The 23,746-nt window shown below is 53.6% G+C and carries 19 protein-coding genes and 1 other annotated feature; of the genes, 2 read left to right on the top strand and 17 right to left on the bottom strand.

All coding sequences use genetic code 11. From position 1 onward, the window contains the following. Positions 1 to 5: 5 nt before the first annotated feature. The 4 genes from leuS to AN477_RS00325 form a co-directional block, all read right to left on the bottom strand. Positions 6 to 2,459, bottom strand: a complete 2,454-nt coding sequence (gene leuS / locus AN477_RS00340; protein ID WP_054967514.1) for a leucine--tRNA ligase — start codon at positions 2,457 to 2,459, stop codon at positions 6 to 8. Positions 2,460 to 2,514: 55 nt separating this feature from the next. Continuing rightward, positions 2,515 to 2,763, bottom strand: a binding site (T-box leader). Positions 2,764 to 2,820: 57 nt separating this feature from the next. Next, positions 2,821 to 3,474, bottom strand: a complete 654-nt coding sequence (locus AN477_RS00335; protein WP_054967203.1) for a Bax inhibitor-1/YccA family protein — start codon at positions 3,472 to 3,474, stop codon at positions 2,821 to 2,823. Between the two features lie 46 nt (positions 3,475 to 3,520). Beyond that, entirely contained in the window at positions 3,521 to 4,897 is a 1,377-nt protein-coding gene (gene mutY, locus AN477_RS00330; protein WP_054967202.1) for an A/G-specific adenine glycosylase, read from the bottom strand. Positions 4,898 to 4,940: 43 nt separating this feature from the next. Next, the gene (locus tag AN477_RS00325) at positions 4,941 to 5,846 is read right to left on the bottom strand and encodes an MBL fold metallo-hydrolase (RefSeq protein ID WP_054967201.1); all 906 of its coding nucleotides are present in this window, start codon (positions 5,844 to 5,846) and stop codon (positions 4,941 to 4,943) included. Positions 5,847 to 5,926: 80 nt separating this feature from the next. Here AN477_RS00325 and AN477_RS00320 point away from each other — a divergent pair, with 80 nt between their 5' ends. Then, positions 5,927 to 6,142, top strand: a complete 216-nt coding sequence (locus AN477_RS00320; protein ID WP_054967200.1) for a hypothetical protein — start codon at positions 5,927 to 5,929, stop codon at positions 6,140 to 6,142. A gap of 161 nt (positions 6,143 to 6,303) precedes the next feature. On the opposite strand, the gene AN477_RS00315 is transcribed toward AN477_RS00320, so the two are convergent. The 10 genes from AN477_RS00315 to AN477_RS00270 all read right to left on the bottom strand — a co-directional run bounded on the left by AN477_RS00315 (position 6,304) and on the right by AN477_RS00270 (position 16,567). Next, complete coding sequence (locus tag AN477_RS00315) at positions 6,304 to 6,819, bottom strand: DUF402 domain-containing protein (RefSeq protein ID WP_054967199.1); 516 nt, start codon at positions 6,817 to 6,819, stop codon at positions 6,304 to 6,306. 259 nt (positions 6,820 to 7,078) lie between these two features. Further along, positions 7,079 to 7,681 (bottom strand): hypothetical protein, encoded by a 603-nt coding sequence (locus tag AN477_RS00310; protein WP_054967198.1) that lies wholly within the window; start codon positions 7,679 to 7,681, stop codon positions 7,079 to 7,081. Positions 7,682 to 7,815: 134 nt separating this feature from the next. Further along, positions 7,816 to 8,073: an HPr family phosphocarrier protein gene (locus tag AN477_RS00305; RefSeq protein WP_054967197.1), complete on the bottom strand. Its 258-nt coding sequence runs from the start codon at positions 8,071 to 8,073 to the stop codon at positions 7,816 to 7,818. A gap of 139 nt (positions 8,074 to 8,212) precedes the next feature. Continuing rightward, positions 8,213 to 9,145: a DNA-binding protein WhiA gene (gene whiA / locus AN477_RS00300; RefSeq protein ID WP_054967196.1), complete on the bottom strand. Its 933-nt coding sequence runs from the start codon at positions 9,143 to 9,145 to the stop codon at positions 8,213 to 8,215. A gap of 39 nt (positions 9,146 to 9,184) precedes the next feature. Continuing rightward, positions 9,185 to 10,243: a gluconeogenesis factor YvcK family protein gene (locus AN477_RS00295; RefSeq protein WP_425388109.1), complete on the bottom strand. Its 1,059-nt coding sequence runs from the start codon at positions 10,241 to 10,243 to the stop codon at positions 9,185 to 9,187. Between the two features lie 106 nt (positions 10,244 to 10,349). Then, complete coding sequence (gene rapZ / locus AN477_RS00290; RefSeq protein WP_054967195.1) at positions 10,350 to 11,213, bottom strand: RNase adapter RapZ; 864 nt, start codon at positions 11,211 to 11,213, stop codon at positions 10,350 to 10,352. 37 nt (positions 11,214 to 11,250) lie between these two features. After that, entirely contained in the window at positions 11,251 to 12,207 is a 957-nt protein-coding gene (locus AN477_RS00285; RefSeq protein WP_054967194.1) for an ROK family protein, read from the bottom strand. Continuing rightward, entirely contained in the window at positions 12,186 to 12,725 is a 540-nt protein-coding gene (locus AN477_RS00280; RefSeq protein WP_054967193.1) for an NUDIX domain-containing protein, read from the bottom strand. Before AN477_RS00280 ends, AN477_RS00285 begins: the two co-directional genes overlap by 22 nt. Before the next feature lie 167 nt (positions 12,726 to 12,892). Further along, a complete protein-coding gene (gene selB, locus AN477_RS00275) occupies positions 12,893 to 14,794 on the bottom strand; it encodes a selenocysteine-specific translation elongation factor (RefSeq protein WP_054967192.1) in 1,902 nt (633 codons plus the stop codon). Positions 14,795 to 14,815: 21 nt separating this feature from the next. Continuing rightward, positions 14,816 to 16,567, bottom strand: coding sequence for a tetratricopeptide repeat protein (locus AN477_RS00270; protein WP_054967191.1), 1,752 nt, complete (start codon positions 16,565 to 16,567; stop codon positions 14,816 to 14,818). A 390-nt stretch (positions 16,568 to 16,957) separates the two neighbouring features. Here AN477_RS00270 and argS point away from each other — a divergent pair, with 390 nt between their 5' ends. After that, a complete protein-coding gene (gene argS / locus AN477_RS00265; protein ID WP_054967190.1) occupies positions 16,958 to 18,664 on the top strand; it encodes an arginine--tRNA ligase in 1,707 nt (568 codons plus the stop codon). Positions 18,665 to 19,614: 950 nt separating this feature from the next. On the opposite strand, the gene AN477_RS00260 is transcribed toward argS, so the two are convergent. The 3 genes from AN477_RS00260 to AN477_RS00250 form a co-directional block, all read right to left on the bottom strand. After that, positions 19,615 to 21,114, bottom strand: coding sequence for a peptidoglycan DD-metalloendopeptidase family protein (locus AN477_RS00260; protein ID WP_054967189.1), 1,500 nt, complete (start codon positions 21,112 to 21,114; stop codon positions 19,615 to 19,617). A gap of 334 nt (positions 21,115 to 21,448) precedes the next feature. Continuing rightward, positions 21,449 to 22,387, bottom strand: coding sequence for an HPr(Ser) kinase/phosphatase (gene hprK, locus AN477_RS00255; RefSeq protein WP_054967188.1), 939 nt, complete (start codon positions 22,385 to 22,387; stop codon positions 21,449 to 21,451). Further along, complete coding sequence (locus tag AN477_RS00250) at positions 22,384 to 23,523, bottom strand: ABC transporter ATP-binding protein (protein WP_054967187.1); 1,140 nt, start codon at positions 23,521 to 23,523, stop codon at positions 22,384 to 22,386. The genes hprK and AN477_RS00250 overlap by 4 nt, the downstream gene beginning before the upstream one ends. Positions 23,524 to 23,746: the final 223 nt, after the last annotated feature.

The raw sequence follows: 23,746 nt of genomic DNA, 5'->3' as shown, positions 1-23,746 counted from the left end.
GAAATTTATCCCTTTACAACCAGGTTTACCAGTCGCCCAGGTACATAAATCGTCTTCATGATCTCCTTGCCTTCAATCCACACAGACGTGTCAGGATGATCCTTCGCCGCTGATACTGCGTCTTCCTGTGTCGCCTCTGCTGAAATGACAATTTTCGCGCGAACCTTTCCGTTTACCTGCACCGCAACCTCGACCTCGTCGTCTTTGAGCCATTGTTCCTCAAAGGTTGGCCACTTCGCGTTAAAAACCGACTTCTGATTACCAAGGTTAGACCAGAGCTCTTCCCCAAGATGCGGCGCAAATGGGGCGAGAGCGATTGCCAGGGTCTCCAGAGTTGCTTTGTCGATCCCGCCATGCGCTGCAGCAGCCGTGAGTGCATTGAGGTATTCCATGAACGCACTGACCGCTGTATTCAGTCTGAATGTCTCCATACGTTCTGACAAAGATGCGATGAATCGATGGCGCAGCCTTTCCAGTTCAGGACGACTCGGTGCCTGGGTTGTCACATGCTGTTGGAAGACACGATACAAACGCCCGAGGAAGCGACTGACACCTTCAAGTCCATTATCATTCCATTCAGCGTCATCCTCCGGGGGACCCACGAACAGCTCATACATACGCAGTGCATCGACACCGTGTTTCTCGATGATGTCATCCGGGTTCACAACATTGCCTTTGGACTTACTCATCTTTGCCCCATTGAGTGTGAGCATGCCCTGATTAAACAGATGCTGGAAGGGCTCGTCAAAGTCAATGAGACCGAGATCGTGAATCACTTTGGTAAAGAAACGGGAATAGAGCAGGTGCAATACCGCGTGCTCAACACCGCCGATGTACATGTCTACGGGCAGCCATTCATTAGCAGCTTCCTTTGAGAAGGGTGCCGTATCATTATGCGGATCCGGATAACGCAGAAAATACCAGCTTGATCCTGCCCACTGCGGCATGGTGTCGGTCTCGCGACGCGCAGGTCCGCCGCACTTCGGGCAGGTTGTGTGTACAAACGACTCGATGGCGGCCAGTGGTGACTCGCCCGTTCCCGTCGGCTCATAGCGCTCTACGTCCGGCAGTGCCACGGGCAGGTCTTCGACTGGAACTGGCAACGTGCCACAGGAATCACAGTAGATGATGGGTATCGGTTCTCCCCAATACCGCTGTCTCGCAAAAACCCAGTCCCGCATGCGATAGGTCACTGTCTTCTCACCGACGCCCTTCTCAGCCAACGCGGCGACGATAGCCTGCTTTCCTTCCTCGATGGTCAAGCCATTATACGGTCCTGAGTTGACCAGCACACCAGGGCCAACGTACAACTCTGGTACCTCTTTACTGCTCGATGAACCACCTTCGCCTGTGGCATCTGATTCTGCTTTCGGGGCAACCACCTGGACAATCGGCAGCCCAAATGCCTGTGCAAACTCATAATCGCGTTCGTCATGGGCCGGCACAGCCATAATGGCACCCGTTCCATACTCCATCAAGACATAGTCCGCGATCCAGACGGGGATTTTTGCTCCCGAAATGGGGTGTATCGCGTATGCACCGGTAAATACGCCGGTCTTGGTCTTATCCACGACCTGCCTGGCTACAGAGCTCTTCTTGAGCGTTTCTTTGACGTATTCCTCAACGCTGTTCCGTTCTGATTCGGTGACGATCCGGTCCACCAACGGATGCTCAGGCGCAAGCACCATATATGTGGCCCCGTAAAGCGTATCCGGCCGGGTGGTAAAGACCTCAATTTTGGCATCTTCCACATCCGCGACGTCAAAGTGGATCCGCGCACCTTCACTGCGCCCAATCCAGTTGGTCTGCATCCGTTTGACTTTGTCTGGCCAGTCCAATTTCTCCAAGTCGTAAAGGAGCCTGTCTGCGTAGGCCGTAATTTTGAGCATCCACTGATTCATTTCTTTTTTTGTTACTTCGGTCCCGCATCGTTCGCAGGTTCCGTCAATGACTTCCTCGTTGGCGAGTCCAGTCTTACAACTTGGGCACCAGTTAATCGGCATCTTTTTTCGGTAGGCCAGTCCTCGCTCAAACATCTTCACAAAGAAGTACTGAGTCCACTTGTAATAAGATGGATCACTCGTATTGATTTCACGCGTCCAGTCGTACATCGCCCCGATCTCTTGCAACTGGCGTTTGAAATTGGCCACATTGTTCGCTGTCGAAACCGCAGGATGAATGCCTAGTTTAATTGCTGCGTTTTCCGCCGGAAGTCCGAATGCGTCCCAGCCCATCGGGTGCAAAACTTCGTAGCCCTGAAGTTTTTTATACCGACTCCACACGTCCGATATGGTGTACCCCCGCCAATGCCCAACGTGTAACCCTGCTCCGGATGGGTAGGGAAACATGTCCAGCGAATAGTACTTCGGTTTGCTGCTGTCGGCTTTCACGATATGGGCTTCGTCAGCCTTCCATCGCTCGCTCCACTTCTTCTCCATGATCCGTGGTTGATACTCCATCTCTTCCACTCCTTGTCTGCTGACCGTCTCAAACGTCAAAAACGCCCCCCGTCCAAAATAGGACGAGAGGCGACTCCCGCGGTACCACCTATGTTGAACTGAACCCGAAATCAGGGTCAGTCCCGCTCACACCGTTAACGCTGGCAGCGTTCGACAGTACAGATGGCTTTTGCGTCGTGCAGATGCCGTCATTTCCCGCCGAAACCTCGGAAGAGAGTTCACAACCGCAGGGTACCGGTTCTCACCATCCACCGGCTCTCTGAAACCCAGACTGGGTGCTACTAGGCTCCCTCATCGGATCGATTCACAGTTTTGCCTTATTATAGTGCTGTCTGCCGTGATCTGCAAGACTCGACACGAATCACCGCCGGGAAGACTGACCCCCGAGAATGCCGAGCAGTTGCAAAACAAACAACAACAGGTTGATAAAATCGAGGTACAGGGACAAAACCATCCATGGCACCGCGTTTTCACTGAGCCCGAAGTGCGCCATTCGGTTTACGTCATAAAGCACATACCCGACAAAGATGGCGATGCCTAGCAAAGAATACACGAGCCCAAACATCGTCGAAAAGCCCGTGAAAAAGGATACCAGGCCCATAATGACGATGGCAATCAAACCAATCAGCAGGAAACCGCCGAGCCATGAGAAATCGAACGAGGTACGGGAAGCCACTGCTGCGGCTACAAGAAACGCGATGGCACTGACGCCAATCGCCTTCAACAATGCACCAGGCCCTAAGACACCGGCATAGTAGGACAGCGTTGGATACAAGGTGACTCCGGAGACAAAAGTGAATAGATAGACAAACCACATACCAATGCTGCGTCGACGCTGAAGGAACATCGCACCAATCAGCATCGCAAACTCGACAATCATCAACAGCCCAATCACGCCAGCAGGTACGTACTGTCCTGTAAAGACTCCGGCAAAGGCAAACACCAGACTGATGGACAGGCCGAGGAACACGCGTCCAAGAACACTGTTTCTTCTCGTCACTGCGTAAGTTTCCACCGAATCCACACTCCTTTTCAGGTAGCAAAATCATCTTTCTGGTCCCTTACGTTTCTTGCACCATGACCTCCACTAACTTTTCGTACACACGTGGCAAGACCAACTTGTGCAATTCACGCTTGGGTACCCAAGCGTACTCGTCTGTTATTCCCGTGTCAACAGTATGCGCCAGGTAGTCAAGCGCAGTTACACCAACTGGACGCAACACTTGAACCGTCCAATCAATGTGCGTAAACAGGTGCCTTTCCTCAGCCACCTTTGCGAACTTTCGAAGGGTGGATCCCCTCTCTTCTGCCAAATCCAATCTTTCTCCGTCTAACTGTTCTCGGACCATTGTCAGGTCTTGTGGCTGTTCAACTGTCCTCTCGGCGCCAGAGGGGTGTTTCAAACTCTCGAGCAACACAGTCAAACTGGCTTCCACATCAGAAGGAATTACATCATCAGAAGGAATTACATCATCAGAAGGAATCACTTCATCAGAAGGAATCACTTCATCCGAAAGTACCAGACTATCACCAGGAATCACACCCTCAGAAGAAACGTTGTCACGAACGAGACTCTTGCCTCCTCGGGACTTCTTCCGATTCCTTGCCGAATCCTCTGTGACGAGCTGCTCAATCGACGGGAATTCCCACATGCCTGCCAGCAGGCCTTTTTCTGGTCGCTTGTGCATACACACCAGTCCGTCGTGCTCTAACCACAGCGCGTACACGTTCACCATGCGTTTAGCCCGCTTCGGCTTTCTCATCGGCAATGTGGACTGTGTCCCGGCTTCAAAAGCGTGGCACCTTTCACGAAGCGGACACGATGCGCAGTCTGGCGACTTTGGTGTACACACCATTGCTCCGAGTTCCATCACGGCTTGCGTCAACACAGAAGGTCGTGAGACCAGCAGCCAAGACCTGACTTGATCCGCGACTGCCTGTTTCACCGCGTTGGTTTCGATCGGCTCATAAATACCGAGATACCGAGTCATAACGCGCAGGACGTTCCCGTCGACGGCAGGTATCGGAAGGTCGAACGCGATACTCAGTACAGCTCCTGCAGTGTACGGCCCAATCCCAGGCAAACGCCGAACATCGTCCTCCGTACTCGGCATGGTGCCCCCGTACTGTGTGACGACAACTTGGGCAGCCTGATGAAGGTTCCTTGCCCGAGAGTAATATCCAAGACCTTGCCACAGCTTGGCAACTTCATCGAAATCTGCGGATGCCAGTTCCTGAACGGATGGATATCGTTCCATAAAAGCTCGGTAATACGGAATGACAGTCTCGACCCTGGTCTGCTGTAGCATCGTCTCGCTGATCCAGATGGCGTAAGGATCGCGACTTTCACGCCAAGGCAGTTTCCGGTGTACACGCTCATACCACTCTGTGAGGGAGAGACCATCCGGATGGGCCAGACTGGCTGCCTCTATAGTCAATTTTACACCAACACTCCTTAATTCAGACCTCTTTGTCCGCCTATCAGAGCGAGCGCAATTTAAGGATGCCAGCCTCAACAGCAGGCTCGATCTCGCGGTTGTCAATGGCGGCACTGACGTACGCTGCGATGGTTGTGCGGATTAACAGCCATCCGCCTGGATTCGCCGGCTTAAGTTGAAATTGAAGACACATCTGCCCAGTCAAGTCGTCCAGTGAGATGCCACTCTCAGAAGACTCACTGACCATCCGAATGACGCGTTCATACGCCGATTGATGGCGGTTGATAAGGTGTTCAATATCGGCGGAAGGGTCTCTCGTCGGATCGCCATGTCCAGGCACCCACCAGTCTGCCGCAATCGAAGCCGCTGCCTGTGCACTCTGTAAAGTGCGATGATAATCCACCATGAACGGGATACCGTGCTTGTCCGTTACGTTTGCCCCAAAGTAACTGTCGGCCGCAAACAAAACCCCGTTCACGCGAATCCCACACTGTGCATGGGCGTGTCCTGGCAATCCAAAGGCTTCAAACCTGGTTTCCCCAATCTGCCATGCTTCGCCGGGGTGAAATTCGTTATCGACACGACTCGCAGGCGCGAGCAGAAACTTGTTCTGAAGCTGTGAAAAGGGTTGGGCACCTTGCCACAGATACTGCGGTTCAAAAGACGGCTGACGGATCATCGGCGCTTCATGGACTGGGGCGTAAACCAACGCTTGCGGGTACTTCGCCAGAACAGCATCGTTTCCCCCAAAGTGGTCCGCATGAGCGTGTGTATTGATGATGGCAATAATGGGGCGGCCAAGATCTTCGGCAGCGTGGATGAGCTTTTTCGCAGCCTGTTTGTCGAGACCTGTATCGACCGCCGTGAGACCATCTGAAGTCATTACAAGGCCCATATTTACCGCCCCAAGGAGAACTCTGACACCATTGTTCACGTCCGCAAATTCCATCTATTGCCCTCCCTTTCATCCCGCTTGCCGAGTGTGAAAACAGGTCACTTGGATAAACTACGCTACGGGAGGTGCTGACCATGTGGGAACTGATGAACGGTATGGCTGGAAGCATGCGAAATCGCTGGATGCCGCGGCGTCACAATAATGGGATGGGCACCCTGACCGCGGTGGTTCTCGGTGCAAGTGTCGGGATTGCGGCCTGGGAAACGTATCGCCGTACCCGTATGAATGGGACGAGTATGGGGGACGCAAGCCGCATTGCTGAGCAGGTCATTGACAGCATCGACGGTTAGCCGTCGATTGCAGCTGGTTCTAATGCACCACAACAGTCAGCGGTAGAGGCGCATGCGCCTCTACCTCCCTGTGTTGTGGCTGTGACCGGTCCGAGAAGTGATACCCCGGACGATGGTCGGCCATCTGGTCGACACAACAGCTTCAGAATGAACCCCCAGGCCTACAGATGCCGGCGGTGTGTCCCGTACTTCTGCTTCCAGATGACGTAGGAAAGTCTGCTGCGCTTCATGGCATCAACAAACTTCTGAGTGTTCTCGAGGACACGTTTGGCTTCAGTTGAACTAACCAATCGGTCCGCAATCGCCTCGCCGAGCTCCTCCATGTCAATTACATGGTAGTACGACCGTTCATACAGAAGCACGTCGACGTACATATCTTCCACATAGATGTACTCTTGGTCTTCCCAGACCTTAACCAAGTCGACATAGTGATCGAACTTCAGCCGGGGATGTTTGACGGGTAAACCGTTATCCAGACATGTGCTTACTGCAATGCCCCAATGCGGATATACCTCGCGCATATGATGACTGTAGCCTGGTTCAAACGCCGGTCGTTGAATCGACACGAGCCCTGGACGGCGAATCAACTTGTCAATCGTGAAGGGCTGGTTGCTGCGATCGATACCTCGCGCGTCGTGCTTGTGGATTTGCTGGACGCGCCCGGGACGTAACGCCATTCCCTCCGTCCTTCCCCTCATTAACGAGAATGTTGGTTGCTTTTGTATGCTGCCTTTTAGCGTACCATGTCCACCGCGCGCCCACAAGAAAACTTGACATAAAATGCCGACACAAAAAGGAGGACCACAAGGGTCCCCCCATCCCAATCCTGTAACCGACCGAATTTCGCGACGAGCCCATCACACCCCGCCAGGTTACACGTTCGCTCACGACAATAAATGCAATTCTTCATGCACGTGTAGAGGACATCCGCACAGCTTAACGGGATTTTTTAGACCGAAACCCTGGACCAGATGAACGCCGCGTCGTGATGAACCGATGACCGCTTGTCGAACGAAATGACCGGCCTCCACTTTTCGTCCTCGTTGAGGATGCATGGTTTTTGAAACGGGGCCCTGCCTTCAGACCACCTGCTCGCGGACCGACAGATTTCCAGCCTTTCCTGCCGCGCAGTCGTAAAAACAACAGGCCAACCGGCATCGCAATCAGCGCTGCCCCGCCCATCAGCCAGCTTACCGGGATGGCATTCCACGGTAACGCGTAGGTGATGGAAGTTGGCGAATGCTGTTCAAGAACAACAAACCGCCCATTGGCGCCAAACAAATGCGCATTAGGCGGCAATGTGATTTCGTGGCCACTGTCATAGAATCGCAAGTATCCTTCTGCATCTTCCCCGCCATAACTCCAATTGCCAAGGACCGTTTGACCAATTGTCGCTTCGCTCCACAAAGGATTGATGGATTGAAACGGGACGAGCAGGCGGAATAGTTCAAACAACCCAACGCAGGCAACCGCAATCGCGAGCACCCATACTGTTCTCCCCCGCGCCTCGGCACGAGTTCGAACCCGAAAGCGTTCCATCAGGCGTTCCTCCTCGGGCTCAGTCACTCTCGTCGGCTTGCTGCACCGAGTCCGGTGCACAAAGACGATCCCTATGACTAAGCCTATGAAAAGAAATGCGGAGACAGAACAAGCTCTGCAGCTCAGGTGTTAAATTATTCTTCCTTCGTAATCATCTCACCGAGGCGAGCGACAGCTTGCTCAGCATCGGAGCCGTCAGCCTTGATGATGACTTCCTGACCGTGTGCGATGGCCAGCGACATAATTCCCATAATGCTCTTAGCATTGACGGATTTGCCGTCTTTCTCAACAAAGATATCCGATGAGAACCGGTTGGCTTCCTGAACAAACAGTGCTGCCGGCCGCGCTAACAACCCTGAACGGAGATTGACGATCACCGTTTTTTCTACCATGTAAAGTCCTCCTTAACGAGTGGGAACCCTCTCACGTCACTGTGCGGCAGTGCGCACAAATGAATGACCTTCCCACCAGCAACTTTGTGCAAAGTATAACACGCCAAGACGGCATGACCAATGTGCATCTCGCACACATCTAGGCCTTGGCACTACGCAGATTGTCGGCAATTTCTTCAAGTTTCTTTAACCTGTGGTTCAACCCTGATTTGGTTACCTTATTATCCATCCTGTCGCATAATTCCTTCAGGTTCGCCTCCGGGAACTGCTGCCTCATCTCAGCTACCTCGCGCAAGTGATCAGGCAGGTTGTGCAACCCCATTCGTTCATCAATGGTCTGAATCACTTCAAGTTGACGAACCGCAGCGCTGATGGTTTTGTTCATATTCGCCGTTTCACAGTTGACCAAGCGGTTGACCTGATTGCGCATCCCCTTTAAGATACGAATGTCTTCAAACCGCAAAAGTGCCTGGTGAGCCCCAATCACGCTGAGTAATTCAACAATCTTCTCGCCTTCTTTGAGATAGACGACAAACCCGTTCTTACGCGGGATCACCTTGGGTCGAAGATCGTATTCAGCCATGAGTTCCTGAAGGCGGGTGGCCTCGCCGAGAGAGTGCACAGTCATCTCCAGATGATATGAATTGCTGCCTGGGTCATTGACTGAACCCGCCGCCAAAAATGCTCCCCGCAGATATGCACGTCTGCAACAGGTCGCTTCGGAAACAGGCTTCATCAGACCAATTGCACCTTCATCATCTACCTCTAAGCCAAGTTGCGAAAGTGCAGTATCCACGCCATGTTGCAGCCGCACTGAATACACGTTGTTCTTCTTCAAGCGCATCTTCTTGCGCACGGAAACCTCCGGGTGCACGCCAACCGTCTTACGCAGCTCTGTGTAAATACGCCTTGCCGTTGAAACGTTTTCCGTTTCGACATCAAGCGTTCGGCGGCTGTCGACGACTTTAACCTGGCCGTTCAATTCGACCAAAGCCTGCAGTTCAGCCAGTGCACAACAAGGTTCGTTGACAATAGCAGTCAGTTCTTTTTTCGTTTGTGCTGCGAAAGACATGTGCTCACCCCCTCGAGTGTCAGCGTCGCGTCACTTTGCTTAACTCTGCGTCCACCGCTCGTACCCAATCAGACTGACAATCTGCTCCGCAATCAAGCGACTGTCATGCCTGGCATAGGTTGCATAGTGTACGAAATTCCTTGCGATAACACGTAACCCAAGTTGGTTCAGGCGTTCCATGTCGACAAGCACCGGATAGGATTTTTGTTCCTGGTACTGTTCCAGTGCTTCGGCAGGAAGGGCTGACGCGTTGACGACGATGTAATCAAACAACTTTCTTCCAATGTGGCGATAGATAACCTCGACGTGCTCCGCAGCTGAAAAGGCGTCTGTCTCACCCGGCTGCGTCATCACGTTGCAGATATAAATCTTCTTCGCGGGACTCTCAGCAATCGCCTCTACCAGTTCAGGAACTAACAGATTCGGTAGAACACTGGTGTAGAGACTTCCAGGCCCTATGACGATAGCATCCGCCTCACGAATCGCTGCAATGGCCTCCGGAAGCGGATGGAGCTCAGACGGGGACAGTTCAACGTGATCGACCTTGCCCCCTGCAAGCGGGATATTGGACTCGCCCTCGACAAAGGTCCCATCCGACATCACCGCGCGCAGAATCACGTCTTCGTGCACAGCAGGGAGCACCCGCCCGCGAACCGCAAGGACACGGCTGGTTTCGCGAATGGCTGACTCAAAATCCCCCATAATGTGCGTCATTGCAGCCAGAAACAGGTTTCCGAAACTGTGGCCTGCGAGTCCTTCACCAGCAGGGAAACGGAACTGCAACAACCGTTCAAGCAGAGGCTCAGTGTCAGCCAGGGCGACCAGACAATTGCGGATGTCTCCCGGGGGCGGCATCGCGAGATCGGATCGCAAACGGCCGGAACTCCCACCGTCATCTGCCACCGTAACGATGGCGGTTAGATCCACCTCAAACTCTTTCAATCCTCGCAACACGACAGAGAGTCCTGTCCCCCCGCCGATGGCCGCTATACGGGGCCTTCGCCGCAATTGTTTTGTCCGTTGACGTGCCTGACGAATATCGCGCCACCAACCAAAGCCGAGCAAGAAAACAGCTAAAACGAGCACCAGCAGGCCCATCAACAACCCGCGGTTCTGCCACGTGGACACTCCCAGTGTGCCAGCTACGATGCCACAACCGAAGGTTCCGATGGTCCATGCCCATAACCACCATCGCCGCACTGAATCAGCCCTCCCGAGCGCTGTCGCGGTGGGTCAGGTAGGCATCCGCTTTATCGCGCAGGTGTTCGAGAATATGCCGACTCACCGCCACAGAACGGTGTTTGCCTCCTGTACAACCAACCGCGATGACGAGCTGACTCTTCCCCTCCTTGGTAAACTGAGGCAACAGAAAGTCAATCAGCTCTTCTGTCCTTTGCAAGAACTCTTGCGTGGCTGGCCACTGCATCACGTAATCATAGACCGGCGTATCTTCCCCTGTGTATGGGCGCAACCCCTCCACGTAGTGCGGGTTTGGCAAAAATCGGACGTCGAAAATCATGTCTGCATCAATCGGGATACCGTATTTAAAGCCAAAGGAGATGATATGCACAGGTAATGTATAGGGACTTTTTGACAAACGACTGGCAAGTTCCTGCTTAAGACGAGGCGGTTTCCAATCGCTGGTGTCGAGAATCAGATCGGCACCTGCCTTCACTTGTGCAAGTGCCTTTCGTTCCGCTTCAATTCCGTCGAGGAGACGTGCACCGTCAACAAACGGGTGACGTCGGCGCGTCTCTTTGTATCGCCGCACCAATGCGGCGTCACTGGCATCGAGGTACACGAGGAGCACCTCTAGGCCAGACAATTGCCGCAGTTGATTGACGGTATCGAGCAAAGGTTGGAACAGGTCGCCGCCGCGCAAGTCGCAGGCGAGAGCTACACGCCTCGTCTGCCCGTTCTGCTGAATGATCTCGACAAACTTCGGGATCAGCGCTGGCGGTAAGTTGTCCACGCAAAAGAATCCGATGTCCTCCAACGCCTGCATCGCGACCGTTTTGCCGGCTCCTGACATCCCCGTCATCACGATGACTTCAATGCGTGTCGCCATTGCTGCACCTCCGCATCTTCGCAGGATAATCTGCTCGTCAGGCGTTTGAGCTGACTCGCTGTTGAGCGAGACGAGCGGCCCCGATGACGCCTGCATCATTTGACAAGGTCGCTGCCCGAACCTCCGCAGCCTGCGCCACACGTTCCAAAGCGTATTGTTCAAAAGCAGCCTGCATCGGCATTAGGAAACGCTCTTCGGCCCGCGAGACACCGCCGCCAATCACAATCACATCCGGATTTAACGTAATGGCCGCAAGGGACAAACCATAGCCAAGCCAGTTTGCCGCATCTGTGATGACACTAAGCGCCGCCTCGTTCCCGCGTTCAGCAAGGTCAAAGACATCCTTGGCCTCTGTCACCACCTTATCCGCTGGAAGCTTTCCTGCAGACTGCAACGCCTGCGCCTGCCGCACGATGGCGGTGGCTGAAGCAACGGTCTCCAGACAACCATGGTGCCCGCAGTTGCAAAGGATGCCTCCGTCCCGCTTTACAACCAAGTGACCAATCTCTCCGGCCATCCCGTTGACACCTCGGTGCAATCTCCCGTCGATCACGATACCTCCACCGATACCTGTCCCGACAGTTGCACATAAGACCACGCGGCGGTCGGCTCCTGCCCCAGCGAACGCTTCACCGAGCGCCGCCAAGTTCGCATCATTTTCCATTGCCACAGGCAATTGCAGGAGTTGCTCAAGCATGCTCTGAAAGGGAACGTCTGTCCAACCCAGGTTTACGGCCTCAGCCACAATACCGGTATCTAAGTCCAAAAAGCCTGGAATGCCAACGCCGGCCCCGTGTACCTGGCACGTACTCCCCCCGTCTTTAAGTCGGGCTTTCAACAACTCAAGGGTATCTTTAATCCGAACAGCAACAGTCTCGGCGTCCCGTTCTGCACCGGTGTCAAACGACTGTGAAACAAGGATGTGTCCAACATTGTCAACGAGTGCTGTTTTTACGCTTGTTCCACCTATATCTATGCCAAACCATGCGTCCAATGGATGTCTCCCCCTGCCCCAGATGTTGATTCTGCTCCAACTGGCACATCACAATCCGAGATCTCCCATGTGATGAGCGCATGGTCCTCTGTGTACACAAACTTCCCGAAGCAAATGGCACTGCTGTTGTTCCGCATACTGTCCAGTGTGTGGCGAATCATGATTCGATCGCCATCGTCCATGGGGAGGTTCTCCCACTTTTCCAAGCCGACCTTATCCAGTATACCTTCTTTCGACTCGGAAAGAAGGGTTCCCGTTGCGGTGGACGCTGAAAACTGTGCAATGATGCGGTCTTTACGGTTCTCACCTTCGCCAATCCAAATTCGGTGAATACCGCGGAGATGCAGGCCGCTGACAGTCAACCCGGTTTCTTCCCAAAATTCCCTTCGAACCGCCTCGACCCACGTCTCAGACGGCTCCACTTTCCCGCCAGGAGCGACCCACCAACCTCTCCTCGGTTTTTGCAACAAAACCAGTTGGTCATCTATAAGAATCACGCAATTAACAATGATCTGCACAAAGAGTCACCTCACTATGCGTAGCATAGCATGGTGACCCATATAAAAAAAGTTGGCGCCCTTAAGAGGCGCCCAAGTAATGTATATCAAAGGGGGTCAAATGTGATACAGGTTTATCTTAAAACGTTCATGTTGCAGTTGTGTTACACCGACTTTAAGAATTTGTGTCACTTCACAAATTGACGTGCATCTCCAATACGGACGGTTATTCCGAGTGCATCCAGGGCTTCCAGCAGAATAAGCGTCGGCCTGCGGCTCGTGTGCAGCAAATCCCGCACCTGTGCTACTGTAAACGACTCGACTGTATCAGACAACACTCGAATCTGTCGGACAGTCTCATCAAATACAGACCTTTCCAGCATCACACCTTCACCGAGGGAAACAGCGTCGTTCGACTCGACCGCAAAATGCAGCAAAGCGTCGGCGACTCTGTCGCGCTTCGGGTACGCTGATACAAGCTCCGTGCGAAGCATGCCTTCGATTCCTGCATGCTTGAGTCTTTCCAACATGTCCGCATACATCGTCTGCTCTTCAGCACTGAGGGTCACTTCCCATCCTGAGATGCGGATCATCCCCGACTGAAGCTCCCACAACGATCGGCGCGCGCCTTCTTGAAAGATAAAATCCAAATCGCGAGACGTGAGCGCATTTAGCCGCGGGCTGATTACGTCTCGCCTCGCCAGCCAGTTGCGGAAACGATGTTTGCGGTGTGCTTCCGTCAGGGCAGCCAAAGACGCTTCAAGCAGTCGCTCTACCGCCTCATCAGCGAGCCAGCCGCCAGGCACCTCCATTAAGCGACCAGACTCGACGCCCTGGAACGTCAGCGACTGTGCTTCTTCGACCGTGTAACCCAAATGTGATGCAATAGCCGCAGTGCTGATGGGTGCGACTTGACATAAACGTGTAACCCGTTCGAGTGGAGACGCACCGTCACGAGACTTCAGCTCAGCAATGACCTGCGGACGCTTCCGGCGGTATAACCGAGCGGGTGACGGATCGACAATTCGACCGCCTCCGACAGTCGTCACCGGTGAGTAACTTCGCAACACAAAGTGGTCCCCCGCCTCGCAGACAAGAGGGTGTTCAAGCAAAAGCTGTGCGTACGCCGAGGCGCCAGCTTCAATCACATCTTCCTCGAGCAAAAGAACACGTCCCACGGTTTGAGCTGTCCCCAGGTGTACGTGCACCCGGCTCCGATGCACTAGGCCCGCTTCGTACCCGGCGACTACACCAAGGTGAACGTCCACAATTCGAGTCTCGATCAGTGTACCCGAGGCTGCGATGGCATGACCACGGTGAACCTCGTCGTGACCCACACCAACCAGGTTCAACGCTGCACGCTGACCAGCGAGTGCGGTGTTTACTGGTTTCCCGTGGGACTGTATCCCACGTACGCGAACCGGTTTGCGACCAGGAAGGGATTCCAGGTGATCTCCTACGGCTACAGTTCCTCGCCAAACCGTCCCACTTACAACCGTGCCAAAGCCAGGAATAGAGAATACCTTGTCCACAGGCAACCGAAATGCCCCGCCTGCATCCCTGATGGGTGTGTCGAGGGCAAGTTGGTGCAACGCCACTTTCAGTTCCGTTAATCCCTGGCCCGTGACCGTACTCGTCGCAATCACGGGGGCCCCTTCGTACGGTGTGCCTTGAAGCGTCTCCTGCAACACCTCGCGAGCGAGAAGAATCCATTCTTCGTCCGCTAGGTCGCATTTTGTGAGCGCAATAACCAGACTGGAGACGCCAAGCATCTGAAGAATTGCCAGGTGCTCAAGCGTTTGCGGCTTCACACCTTCATTCACATCAATCGTAAGAAGAGCCGCGTCAATTCCCGCGGCTCCTGCCAACATATTGCGAATGAACCGCTCATGACCCGGCACGTCAACCATGCCAATCAACAAGCCATCATCAAAGCGCAGCGGTGCAAAGTCGATATCAATGGAAATACCTCGTGTTTGTTCTTCCTTCAACCGATCCGTATGTTTTCCCGTCAAGGCATAGACGAGTGACGTTTTGCCATGATCGATATGTCCTGCTGTCCCAACAATTACATACCTTGCCTCCGCCATGCAGTCATCCCCTCGTGCAGACTACGGCATGGTTACGAAAAACCCGCTGAGCTTGCCTGCTGCTTTACTGACAGACGAAACGGAAACCTTAAACTCTTCAGCTACGTCTTTCTGTCGAACTGGGACACCGTTTCGCTTCAAAACACTGTAGACCAGCGCGGCGGTCCAGATTTCCGGTTTCCCAATCACCAACTCATTTCGCCCAAACGCGTGGCGCAAAAAACCGCTCCACACTCGTTTGGCTTCCGCAGTCAAGCGCTTCTTATGACGGTCACATAACCAGGTTTCTGCAGCGTTATAGATATCGAGCCAAACCGGATCGACAGAAAGAATAATGTCTTTCGGTACGTCGCTCATGCGAACAGAGATCTCGCCATTGTCAGACCACAGTTCAACTCGTCCGCGCGCGCCCATGCGCTGTAAGGCGTATAATGCTGCCGCCTGCAGTGGTACGGACAGGTCCTGGCGCTGCAGAAAAGACCGTAAGGCACGCTCCGCATCTGCATCTGCCATGACGGACAGGGTACGAATTACAGCTCGCCGCATCTCATCGGAACCATGGCGAAGGCCCCAGTAAAGGGATGTACGAAGCAGCGGATCGCTTCGCCAAGCCTCGATATCCCCGCGCGAAAGCCGCTTCTTCATCTCCGCAAACTTGACTTGCAAGGGCATGTCATACTGGTAACTGACACGCATCGTTCGCGATCCGATGCTTTCCACCTGCTTCAGCGCCTCCAGGTAATACAAAGCCACCTCAGACATATCCGGTTCCTGACTGAGTACATTCCACCACTTGCGTGCTGCAGCTAGTCTCCCGCTGTTGGCGGCAGAAGCGGCAATGGAATGCATCAACACCGGCTCTGGGACGTCTACCAAGCGCACAAGTTTGCGAAAGACCTCAAACGCAGAATCATGCTCACCGATGATGCCAAAGGTGGTGCCGATTTTCATCGCGTGATCGTAATGAAGCGGAAACACCTTCCTCAGCCGTTTAACGATCGCCTGTAAGGCCGCTGGCGTACCAAGGTGTGCGGTAAACACAGCCAGGTTGCACAGGCCGTGAATGTTGTCCGGGTCTTTGCGCAAAACGTGCTCGGCGGCCTCAATCGCTTCCTGATACCGTCCCGTGTAGTAATACGCGAGTGACAGATTGTTGCGGGCTGCCATATCATCAGGATTCCGACCGGTGAGTCCTTCGAGCCACTGAACCGCAGCTTCAAACTGGCCCTCTTCAAGAAAATGCCGTCCATCTTCAATGGCTTGTGTACGTTCGCGTTCCTTACGGGTCTCCTCCCACTTGGCAAAGGCCTCGCCGCCGCCAAACTCATCCATGAGGATGTCGAGCATCTCTTCCGCATCCAGCGCAAATTCGCCTTCCGGGTCCTTGTCCAAGTACTGTATCACGTATTCCTCAGCGATTTCGTACTGTCCCATGTTCGCGTAATTGTTGGCCAGATAAAACTGACACTCGGTCATTTCCGGATCGAGCTTGTCAAGCACATGCAAAAGCGCCTCGTTCGAGGCCTCGAAATCTCCGAGTTCAGACAAGACACCTGCCAGGTTGCAGTAATTGACAGGGTTGTTCGGTTCGTACTCTATAGTTTTCCTAAACGCCTGTAAGGCCTTCTTTAATTGGTTGCGTTCCAGGTACTTGACACCCCGCTCAAAGAAAAAAGCGGCATCAAGTTGCATGGCGATGACGTTATTCCGGTCACGCCGAAGCGAGCGCCGGTCACGCAGTGTGTTCGAATCACTGGTTGTATGTCTATCCATCGCAATGCCTCCCTTGCAGCTTTCACGTTTCCTATGCTGCATCATGTCCCCGGTGTGCATCATGTCCCAGGGTGACGCTTCATGTCTCCCGTGGTGCTTCACGTCCCAGGGTGATGCTTCATGTCTCCAAATTCCGATTCTTCCACAAATAGAGTGTTGTTTATGCCATACGATTCTTTACTTCACTTCTCCAAACAATATCCAAGACTTATGTGAACTTCGATGTACACCGAGTATATCACAGGCTGCACAGGCAATGAAGTTATTTGGTGTCATGAAGTCGTACGGCCTTCATGAAGTCGTACGGCCTGTTGAAGTTTCTTATCCTGGTCTAGGCCGTGCTATAATAATGAAATTCATGCAGGGGTCAATTTAGGAGGACAGGGTTTCATGAAATCACAGAAATTCACAATTGCTGAGCTTGTCGCCCCCGTGGTTGGACTACCCACTGTGGAGATAGCCGGGCTCGTGGAATATCCGCCTAATCCAGATTTGGGAGACTTGGCGTTGCCGTGTTTCCGCTTTGCAAAACAGTTGCGCAAAGCGCCCACCGAGATCGCCAAAGAAGTTGCTGCAGTGCTCACAGAGTCCGGGAACTTTAAAGATGTCGCAGTGGCAGGCGGCTATGTGAACGTCTACGTGGCGCAAGGAGCTGTGGCAAAAGAGGTCGTTGGTGCACTGCGCACAGAGCCGCAGAATTTATTCGCGGAGAAACGTCTGATTGGGGACTCGGCAGCCATTGACTACTCCTCCCCAAATATCGCAAAGCCGTTTGGTGTTGGGCATCTCAGATCGACCATGATTGGACATGCCATTGCCAACCTGCTTCGTGAGGATGGATCAAGAGTTATCGGGATCAACCATCTCGGCGACTGGGGTACGCAGTTTGGCAAAAACATCGCTGCTTACCGCATGTGGGGAGACGAAGAGACGGTCCGCAAAAACCCAACTCGTGAATTGCTAGAGCTGTATGTCCGGTTTCACGCAGAGGCCGAGAAACATCCCGCACTCGACGATGAGGCACGTGCATGGTTTAAGCGCCTCGAGGACGGCGACGAAGAAGCCCGCTCCCTGTGGCAGTGGTTCATTGATGAAAGCCTGAAGGCTTTTCAGGCAACATACGACAGACTCGGTGTTCACCATGAGCAGGTCCTTGGCGAGAGTTTCTATAACGACAAAATGGACGCGGTTGTCGAGGAACTGAAGGAGAAAGGGCTTCTGACGGAGAGCGAAGGTGCAGAAGTTGTGGATCTATCAGCATACGACCTGCCTCCTTGCATCATTCGAAAGTCGGATGGGGCGACCATCTACGCCACGCGTGACTTGGCTGCAGCCCTCTATCGGCACGATGTGCTCGGGGGCAATCGTCTCATCTACGTTGTCGGTGCTGAACAAACACTGCACTTCCAGCAGGTGTTTAAGGTACTCGAACTGATGGGCCGTGAGTGGGCGAAAGATTGCCGTCATGTTGCGTTCGGCATGATGAAGTACAACGGTGAACGGCTGTCGACTCGGCGCGGGAAGGTTGTATACCTGGAAGACGTCCTTGAGAAGGCTGTTGCGGAAGCGCGGCGAATCATCGACGAAAAGAATCCAGAGCTCCCAAACAAAGATGACGTTGCTGAAGCGATCGGGATCGGCGCTGTCGTCTTCAACGATTTGAAGAACTACCGCATGCACGATGTCGATTTCCGTTATGAGGATGTCCTCAATTTCGACGGTGAGACCGGGCCTTACGTTCAGTACACGCATGCGCGCGCGTGCAGCGTCCTTCGTAAGGCAGGGGTCAAGGACAACTTTGATTCGTCATCAGCCAGCGATGTTGTGCTTCAGCCGAGTGAGTGGAGACTCATCGTAGAGATGAACAAGGCAAACGAGATGTTTGAACGAGCCATCGACCAACTCGATCCGTCCCTCATCGCCAGGCTGGTTCTCGATGTCTGTCATGCCTTTAATCGGTTTTACCACGATGTGCCCATCCTCGGTGCTGACACAGAGTCCGAGAAGGAGTTTCGTCTGGAGTTAACCGACGCTTCACGGAGATTTATCGCATACTGTCTCAACCTGCTCGGACTGCGTGCACCCGAAGCCATGTAATGTGTCCGGCTTGGGGCTTGGGGCTTGTTAGATAATTTGAAGGCCGCACCTATGTGGGTGCGGCCTTTCCTTATATGCGACTCGCCCGGTCCGCGGCCTACGCTTAGTCGGCCGCAGCGACTTAATCTCGTGATTTTCGACAGCTTAGTCGGTTTGAGCCACGTAATCTCGCCGTTTTTCGAAGCTAAGTCGGTGACAGCGACTTATTTCGCTCCCACACCGGTCCGCGGCCTACGCTTAGTCGGCCGCAGCGACTTAACCTCGTGATTTTCGACACCTTAGTTGGTCTGAGCCACGTAATCCCGCCGTTTTTCGAAGCTAAGTCGGTGACAGCGACTTATTTCGCTCCCACACCGGTCCGCGGCCTACGCTTAGTCGGCCGCAGCGACTTAATCTCGTGATTTTCGACACCTTAGTCGGCCTGAGCCACTTAATCCCGCCGTTTTTCGAAGCTAAGTCGGTCACAGCGACCTAAGTCGCTCCCACACCCGTCCGCGGCCTACGCTTAGTCGGCCGCAGCGACTTAACCTCGTGATTTTCGACACCTTAGTCGGTCTGAGCCACTTAATCTCGCCGTTTTTCGAAGCTAAGTCGGTGACAGCGACTTATTTCGCTCCCACACCGGTCCGCGGCCTACGCTTAGTCGGCCGCAGCGACTTAACCTCGTGATTCTCGACACCTTAGTCGGTCTGAGCCACGTAATCTCGCCGTTTTTCGAAGCTAAGTCGGTGACAGCGACTTATTTCGCTCCCACACCGGTCCGCGGCCTACGCTTAGTCGGCCGCAGCGACTTAACCTCGTGATTTTCGACACCTTAGTCGGTCTGAGCCACTTAATCCCGCCGTTTTTCGAAGCTAAGTCGGTCACAGCGACCTAAGTCGCTCCCATCCCCTGGCATCCCCCGGTCCCCCGGTCCCCCGGTCCCCCAGCACACGGTACCTACCATGTTTTTACATATACTTCGCAGGGTCAACAGGCACGCCGTTCAGTCGAACCTCGTAGTGTAAGTGGGGTCCCGTGGAGAAGCCTGTGTCTCCAGACCTGCCAATCAATTCGCCTTTCGCGACTGTCTGCCCCACATGCACCAAAACTTTTGACATGTGTCCAAAGACCGTCTCGATGCCATGTCCATTGTTTATCATGACCCAATTCCCATATCCGCCGGCATTCCAACCAGCCTGAATCACGACACCGTTATTCGTTGCATATACGGGCGATCCGATAGGCACCCCAATATCCTTCCCTGGGTGGAAATTCGGTCGCCCGCCTAAGATCCGCCAGCCGAACCCCGAAGTGATGTCGTAGTTGTCTGTTGGCCAGTTCCACGATCCCGAAGCAATCCCCGCATTCGTTCCTTTATCTACAACTTCCGGGCGAGGTGGCTCGAGAACTTTTTTACTTAAGACTTTCTCAGCGACAGCCGTGCCGTTGACGTAGGTGACAGCAACGTTCTCCTTCACCTTGCCAGGTTGCCCTTGTCGTACAACCTTCACTGCCCCAAGCCCTAGATCAGGAGATTGAATGTAGTGCACTGCGTACGGGAGGGCGAGATCCTTCGTGATTGTGCCCATTGCCTGCACACTCAAAAGAGGTCCGTTTAGTGCCCCGTGACTGGCTTTTGCCTGTACGTCCCGCCATGCATTTTCGGGATGCGCGTTTGACGTGTCGGCGATCCCGCTGATGGTGTTCACGTTATAACTGACTCCAAATGTGACAGGTGGATTGTTTGAATGGAAACCACTGCTCACCTTGGATGCGAAACCGGAGATCCCAGACTGCGGGGCCAACCAGCTTAATGAGACGGAACGTCCCGCTAAATGGTTTATCTCAGGGTGCAGAATCGAGCGAATCGCAGCACTCGTGTCGAGTAGAGAAGTTACGCTGACGACAGCAGGAGCAACGTCCACCTTACCTACAAAATGAACATCCCTGCTGCCACTAACTCCCTTTGGAACCAGGGCATTTCGAACCTGACGAAGAACGGATGCTGCCTGCGCTCGAGAAGAAACGTAGACCAAAGGCTGCCCGTTATACCGAATGGCTGTCGCTTCGGTCGGAAGAGCAGCTACCCCTCCCCAATTGTATCCAGAATCAACATGCGTATGGACGGGAGAGAGATTTATACTCACGTGGTACGCCTTTGCTGTGCGGTTTAAACTAGCAACCACGGACCTGTCGTCGGGTATCATGCCCATGTAGTTCCCGTTGGAAAATACGCGAACCCAAGGTTGCGTAGACTGGATCCGATCGATCGCAAGGTACGACCCTCCAATAAGGAGCATGCCTGCTGCTATTGTCGCAGCGTATAGTCGAACATTCGACCCATTGGACCTCTCACTACTTTTGTCGTTAGAAGAACCATTAAACCACGTTACCGTATTCAATCGCTTGCGCTGCCTCGCCATTGTCATCAGCCTTTTCAGGCTCTGCAGGCGCTGTGTCAGCTCCACCCAATCCCCTCCTGTCAAAAAAGACCACTGCCCTCTTTCGACATTCAGTACAGATGTCCTGCCTTAAGCAGGCAAAAACGGCGTTCTTTTGACAATTTTCGACAATTACCCGTACCATTTACTCGGTACCCTGGAAGTACACACGGACAACAAAAAGACCATGCTTGAAGGCATCCGTTCATGCCTCCGCATGGTCTTTAGCTATTTCGGTGTTACTACGGTAACAGTCCATTCCGTTACTGCCCTACCCGCCTGTCGCCGCTCTGCCCCAACCAATGCGCTGACTTCGCGCCTTCAGACGTTAATCATCTTGCTCCTCAAATCATCCTGCTCCTCAATCATCCTGCTCCTCAATCGCCTGCGCCAATTGATCGGAGAAGGCCTGGGCCGCATTAAACCCGATCCGCTTCAACCGGTGGTTCATTGCTGCCACCTCAATAATGACAGCCAAGTTTCGACCGGGACGGACTGGGATGGTGAGCGAAGGGAGATCGAGATCGAGTATGCGAATCGTCTCTTCATCAATGCCGAGCCGATCGTATGCCACGTCTTCGCGCCATGCTTCGAGGTGGATGACCATCGCAACCTTCTTATGGGTGCGTACTGCGCCCGCGCCAAACAAGGTCATCGCATTCAACACGCCAACACCGCGGATCTCAAGCAGATACTGCAGTAACGGCGGCGGACTGCCGACGAGACTCTCGTCCGAGACTTGGCGAATCACAACGGCGTCGTCCGCCACCAAGCGGTGCCCGCGTTTGACAAGTTCTAGTGCCGTTTCACTTTTGCCAATGCCGCTCGATCCGGTGATTAAGATACCAATGCCGTACACGTCCACCAAGACACCATGAACGAGTGTTTCCGGGGCCAACCTTTCCTCAAGGAAGTTGGAAATAATCGCCGCGGCTCTGGTAGTCACTTGATTGGAACCCAGCACTGCCAACCCGCGTGCCATCGCTTCTTTCAGCAGGGTCTCCGGGGGCATGTCCCCACGCGAAACAATGATGCAGGGCGTCTGCTCGTAAGAGCAAAACGCAAACACGCGTAGCGCCTGTTCCCTCGGATCCATCCCGCGAAAGAACGATAATTCCGTCCGGCCAAGCAATTGCACTCGCTCCGCGGCGTGATATCGTAGATAGCCGGCCAAGGCAAGCCCTGGCCGGTTAATATCCACAGTATTGATCGTGCGGGACATGTCGGCGTCTGGTGTGAACACCGTCAGTCCAAGGCCGCGGACAAGCTCTTCCACGGTCACAGATCGGGTTTTACTCATCGTGCTACCTGTGCTTCTGCGACGGTGTGCGGAATGGTCTCCTCCGTCTCTGCATTGAAGATATGCGCCTTGTTCATGTCGAGTGCCAGCTTCAATTCAGTGCCTGGCGAATAGTGATAGCGCGAGCTGACACGTGAAATCATCGATTGTCCACCCACTGAAATGTGGATGTAGACCTCAGAACCCATGTGTTCCGCAACCTCTACGCGGGCATTCAAGATAGCGTCTGGGTACGTGGACAGGTACATTTCTTCATTGTGAATGTCTTCCGGACGAATCCCGAGGACAACCTGTTTCCCGATTACACCTGCGTTTCTCAGCGCTTGGTAGCGGCCTTCAGGAATCTTGACGGAAATTTCAGGTGCACGGAACGTGATGCTTCCGCTCTCTTCGATGAGTTCGCCGCGGACAAAGTTCATTGCCGGCGATCCGATGAAGCCTGCGACAAACATGTTTGCTGGGTGGTTGTACACCTGTTGCGGCGTATCTGACTGTTGAATCACGCCGTCGCGCATGACAACAATGCGATCGCCCATGGTCATAGCTTCGGTCTGATCGTGCGTGACGTAAACAACTGTCGTCTGAATGCGTTGATGAAGTTTGCGAATCTCAGCACGCATCTGAACGCGAAGTTTTGCATCAAGGTTAGACAGCGGCTCGTCCATCAAAAACACAGCTGGTTCACGAACAATGGCGCGGCCAAGCGCAACACGCTGCCTCTGACCGCCTGACAACGCCTTCGGCTTTCTGTCGAGCAGATGTCCGATGTCAAGAATGTCAGCCGCTTCGCGAACACGCTTGTCAATCTCTGCCTTCGAGAACTTGCGAAGTTTCAATCCGAACGCCATGTTCTGATATACCGTCATGTGAGGGTACAGAGCATAGTTCTGGAACACCATCGCGATGTCCCGGTCTTTCGGTGCAACGTCGTTGACTCGGCGATCGCCGATAAACAGGTCGCCTGTCGTAATATCCTCGAGGCCTGCAATCATACGCAGGGTTGTCGTCTTACCGCAGCCGGATGGGCCGACAAACACGACAAATTCCTTATCTTGAACATCAAGATTGAAGTCCTTTACCGCAACCACATCACCTGTGTACTTTTTCCAAATGCTGTTCAATTGAACTCTTGCCATGGAAAATCTGCCTCCTTATAAACACATCTACTCATCTTTAAACCGTTCCTCTTTGTAGATGTGAACTCGCCGACGTTGTGTCCTTTGCCGTTACGATCACTCTTAGTGAATGACCTCAGTATACTCTGCACGCCCAAAATCGAACGAGATGCAATGTGCAACGTTTTTGCACAGTCCCGTTGGGCACATCGCACGGCTTCGGCCAGAGACATCGCACACCTCG

The sequence above is a fragment of the Paenalicyclobacillus ferrooxydans genome (assembly GCF_001399675.1).
In the GTDB taxonomy this organism is placed as follows: Bacteria; Bacillota; Bacilli; order Alicyclobacillales; family Alicyclobacillaceae; genus Alicyclobacillus_B; species Alicyclobacillus_B ferrooxydans.
This window is presented reverse-complemented; position numbering and strand designations above follow the sequence as displayed.